This is a genomic window from uncultured Formosa sp., from assembly GCF_947500765.1.
In the GTDB taxonomy this organism is placed as follows: Bacteria; Bacteroidota; Bacteroidia; order Flavobacteriales; family Flavobacteriaceae; genus Formosa.
In genome coordinates this window covers 1-873 of sequence record NZ_CANMTH010000048.1, presented here as the reverse complement: position 1 = coordinate 873, position 873 = coordinate 1, and the positions used below count along the sequence as shown (strand labels likewise).

Here is an 873-nt window from a genome sequence, read left to right as displayed (position 1 = left end):
CGCGGATTTTCTTTGTCAGTAATTATTTACTAAATTGGTTGCTTAAACAACGCAACAAACCATATATAAACACGTTGTAGCACATATAAACAAACCTATGAACAGAATTTTAACATTACTGATTTTAACACTAATAACAACTTCTTGCAAAAAGGATATTGGAGTAACTGACAAAGAAGTTAATTCAGTCCAACAAGTTTTGAATTTTTACGATGGAGAGTGTTTAAGACATAAAGGATTTGAAACTAAAAACGGAGAAACGATAACTTATTTCGAACTTGAAATGAGTAAAAGTTCGTTACTTGAAAATAACGCAAAAAAATTAAAACCACACTCTGGAAATATTGCTTATTTATTTTACTCAAGTTTAGACGACGAAAAATCAAATTACAACCAAGTTAGAGTAAAAATAAATCTACATGACGGAACGAGTTCTGAATTTTCATACTCGGACAAAGAAATAGAGGAAATTGAAAATCTTATGCCGAAAATTGACAACATTTCGGACTTAATAAAAAAGAAAGACTTTGAATCTGTGGCAAAAATATTCGACAAATCTATTGAACTGGAAACAAGCCAAATTGCCGAATTATTTAACAATATTGATAATCAATACGGAATTTTAAAACAATCTCAATTTCAGGGTTTTGAACTTTTAGACACCAATAATTTTGGTCAAGTAATCAAAGTTAACGTCGTTCAAGTAAGAGAAAAAATTGCTTTAACAATGGTTTTGACTTTTAATAGAAATAATCGGAATTTAATAGCAATAGAATTTGAATAAAATACGTGCTACAACACCGTGTATAATTAATTGCTTGTTTTAAGCCTACTTACGAACATTCCTGCGGAATATTCTATCTGTGATTTATT

General features: G+C 29.3%; 1 protein-coding gene. It reads left to right on the top strand.

What is annotated here, in order from left to right:
• Positions 1 to 97 precede the first annotated feature (97 nt).
• On the top strand, positions 98 to 784 hold the full coding sequence (locus Q1B05_RS18540) for a hypothetical protein (RefSeq protein ID WP_299782945.1): 687 nt from the start codon (positions 98 to 100) through the stop codon (positions 782 to 784).
• Positions 785 to 873: the final 89 nt, after the last annotated feature.